This is a genomic window from Candidatus Kaelpia aquatica, assembly GCA_030765335.1.
GTDB lineage: Bacteria > Omnitrophota > Gorgyraeia > Kaelpiales > Kaelpiaceae > Kaelpia > Kaelpia aquatica.
Genome location: JAVCCU010000002.1, coordinates 1 through 3,539, shown reverse-complemented (window position 1 = coordinate 3,539; position 3,539 = coordinate 1). Strand labels below are relative to the sequence as shown.

The 3,539-nt window shown below is 37.4% G+C and carries 4 protein-coding genes; all 4 read right to left on the bottom strand.

From position 1 onward, the window contains the following. A partial coding sequence (locus P9X27_00410; GenBank protein MDP8252852.1) for a CsgG/HfaB family protein occupies nt 1-899 on the bottom strand: 899 nt, incomplete at its 3' end. Between the two features lie 501 nt (nt 900-1,400). Further along, a complete protein-coding gene (locus tag P9X27_00405) occupies nt 1,401-2,150 on the bottom strand; it encodes an SIMPL domain-containing protein (protein ID MDP8252851.1) in 750 nt (249 codons plus the stop codon). A gap of 176 nt (nt 2,151-2,326) precedes the next feature. After that, nucleotides 2,327-3,190: a toxin-antitoxin system YwqK family antitoxin gene (locus P9X27_00400; protein ID MDP8252850.1), complete on the bottom strand. Its 864-nt coding sequence runs from the start codon at nt 3,188-3,190 to the stop codon at nt 2,327-2,329. Continuing rightward, the gene (locus P9X27_00395) at nt 3,177-3,464 is read right to left on the bottom strand and encodes a hypothetical protein (protein MDP8252849.1); all 288 of its coding nucleotides are present in this window, start codon (nt 3,462-3,464) and stop codon (nt 3,177-3,179) included. Before P9X27_00395 ends, P9X27_00400 begins: the two co-directional genes overlap by 14 nt. Nucleotides 3,465-3,539 lie beyond the last annotated feature (75 nt).

The following is a 3,539-nucleotide window of genomic DNA, read 5'->3' as shown; positions in this document are numbered from 1 at the left end:
GATTTATTAATATCTAGTGTAGAATCTAAAATTTTCGCCTTAGAAAACTTTTGCTGCACTTCAGTTACAGAAATTTTTCCAGCCCTAGTCGTTTCCATTCCTAGCTCTATTCCTGTTTCTGGGTCAATTATGCTTTCTCCTTTTCGGTAAACAACGAATTCTTTTCCTATAATTATACCAGCTTCAGAACCTGCATTTATGTAAACTACCTCGTCTTTAATTAAAACTACCCTCCCCCGCCAGGGAATCTTTGATAGCTTACCTGCGATATGAGTAACAGCCTTGTCAATAGCATTTTGAGTAGCTTTTCCTAAGGGAGTCTTTTTAAAACCTGAAGACCCTAAATCAAACGCCCCGCTATATCCCACAGCAAGACCAGATGCCTTCGCTTTTCCCTCCACTCTCTTAGAATCTAAGATTTCTCCTGTAGTAGAATCAATAATCTGAATGATTACTGCCATATGAGCACTAGACGTTTTTACTCCTAAATTAAAACCACCAACTCTTAACCCTTGCGTTCCCCCACTCGCATCTTGCGTAAACTCGGTAATCTTGCCTGTAACCAATATCTGAGCAGGGATAGCTTTACCCTTTTGAGCAGTCAAAGATTTGGCCATCCTGCCACTTTCCGCTAAATCTTGCTCAATAAAAACACTGCTTAACTCTGTTCTTGATAAAACAATAAATTTACCGCTTTGAATCAAAGACTCAGTAAGCTGAGCAGTAAAATCATCCCCCAACCTTACATAGCTTCTCATTCCCGAAGCATTTTCAAATCCTATTACAGCCACAGTCTTCTTGGGACCAGCTAACTTTCCACTCTCTTGAGCAAACACCAAGTGGGATCCTAAGAGCATAATTGCTAACAATGTCGTACCCATATTAAAGTTTCCCTTCATTTTCTCCTCCTATTTTTGCTGTCTTTTCTGTCCTCTCATTTCTCTGACTGGCCCTGTAATTAGCATTTTATATCTTCTTAAAATAAAATTACTAATACTTTTACCTATTGTTTGTATTTTACCACTATTAAAACAATTCAACTAAAAATTCTCTTAATTTTTGACATGCCATTTTTTAAGTTCATCTATAAAACCATAGTTTTCATATTTCAATAAATCAGTGTAGTTGAAATATACTTCTTCCTAATCGTTTCAATATCAGTGTCTTCCTTCTTTATATTATTTGACCACCAGTGTTAAAAAAATTTAACAACTAGTACCTTACCTGTAAAAAGAACAATTTGTCGGATTATTGACTTCTACCATTGATATCATTTTGCTCGGTTAAAATGTTCTTTGCTCCTTCCAGAATATTGCTCATACGTATATTATAATTCCTTATTTAACCAAAATTATGCTATTCAATATTTTGGCTCTTATTTCAATCTATATCAACATATTTTATTCTACCCCAAATTTAGCATGGACTATGGCTATAACTTTCTTTTCTAAGGATGAGGTATCATGATTGCCATACCAGGATACATCATAGGAGTTTATGGGGTTTATCTGGAATGTCCCCATCTTTGCTGAACGTATTACACCTATCTTACTTCCTGTTGAAGCTGCTATTCTTACAGCCCTCTCTTTAGCATTCTCTGTAGCACGAGCCAACATCTCAATCTTAAGATCTGATAGACTTGTATAAAAATACTCAGGAGCATCTGACATAAACTGTATACCCTGATCCAAGAGCTCCGTAGACTGACGGGAGATATCAGTTATCTTATTAACATCGTATGACCTTACTTCAATCTCTTGAGCCACTAAATAGCCTTCTATCTCATTAGTGTTGTGCCCTTCTTCTGTTTTCTTGTAGAGAGTAACATTCTTAACCTGTGAGACTACTATCTCGCCATCTTTAATACCTTTTGACAATAGGTATGCTTTTACCTTTTTAAGATCATCTTTAAGCTGTGCATAAGCATCCTTTAGCTCTATATCACGTCTTCTCAACTCAGAAGTCCAAACTATATAATCAGATACTATATCTTTTTCAGCCGAACCCGATACTTCGATTATCTCTTCAGTAAGTTTCTTTACTTGAATAACACCTTTTGATAATATCACTGTTGAAAATACCGTGGCGCAAACAATACATAGCCCTAAGATGATAATTTGAATGTTTTTCAGCTCCCCAATTCCCTTCATGCTGCACCTCCTTTTTAAGGGTTTAAATACAAAAAACCTTCGCCCAGTCTGTTGCCAAACTTAAACGAAGGTTTTCCTTTTTTATAGTCCAGGTTCCCCCTTCGAACACAGGACTTTCTACCAAATTGTAAAAATAATATTACCATAAAATTTGCTAATGTCAATGCCATAGCGTACTAAGTCTCTTGATCTGGCTGATATTCTCCCTCGTTCATATTAAATGTCCAAGCAACCGCCTGTCGTACACGCTGTATGGTAGGCGGAACACGTAGTGCATAAAAAACATCCGTTGACGGACACTTTACTTTAACAAGAAATATCAACTCTTCTCTCTTATGCCAAGCAACGCTTACAAGTTCTTGCTCATCGTCTTTATCAACCACATCATACGGCAACTGCTTAAGTAGTTGCGCATATCCAATCTCTTCGAGGCAAATTCTTCGTACCGCAGTATTCTGCATTGTAAGAAGATGTTTTGCTCTAAGTTCCTCCGAATTGATAAGCCTATTGATAGCACCCTGCATTTCTACCCCTCTAATAAACATTCTTCGTGATCCTATTTTACCATCAGCATCCCAACATTTTAGGATTCCATGTCGGCGACCATCTCTGCAAGGAATACGTTCTTTAATTCTTCCATCTTCATGCCAATCAAACCAAATACCTTCCGGGCTATCGTTGATAAAAGTATATTGCGATTTAAGCTTCCCGTTTCTATGCCACTCCTTAAAATATCCATGACGCAACCCTCCACTATAGCTAACCTCTAAATGAAGCTCACCTGCTGGATACCAACATCTCTTTACCCCTTCTATTGCCCCATGGCTATAAGGTGTTTTGGATTCAATCTTACCGTCTTCATAGTAAATAAAACAATCTCCATGGAATTGACTATTGCATATTGAATAATGAAACTTAATAGCTCCATTATCATAATAACCAAGAGATTCTGCTTTTGCTTTGTCTAAACTCGTATAAATATACTGAAGCCGCCCATTAAGCCAGGTATGGCCTATTTCTTCAGTATCAATCATTAACATAGCGTAGATTCTTCGGTTCGTATTCACGCTGCCTAATTACCTTATAATAACCTGGTTCAAAGGTAAGTAACTTATGTTCAGGATGAGTTAAAGTCACTGTTTTCCTATCCACTTTAAAATACAAGGTATCATTCTCCATATAAACCTCACCGCCATCAAGTTTATGAAGATGTCCTGTAGCTTCGCCTTCGGCTAGAACACGGCTTTCCTGTTTCCTTGCGATTATCGGGATAGTAGCAACCTTCATTATAAGAAGATCTCCTTGCCTCTTCACAATTACCTCCTTTCGCTATCCTACGGTTTACACAAACACACACATATATCCATACAATAAGAGCTTAGTCAAGCT

Bases quoted from the DNA above. Each gene is read 5' to 3' on its own strand.
- P9X27_00405 (MDP8252851.1), bottom strand. From the start codon at position 2,150: ATGAAGGGAATTGGGGAGCTGAAAAACATTCAAATTATCATCTTAGGG.
- P9X27_00400 (MDP8252850.1), bottom strand. From the start codon at position 3,190: ATGTTAATGATTGATACTGAAGAAATAGGCCATACCTGGCTTAATGGG.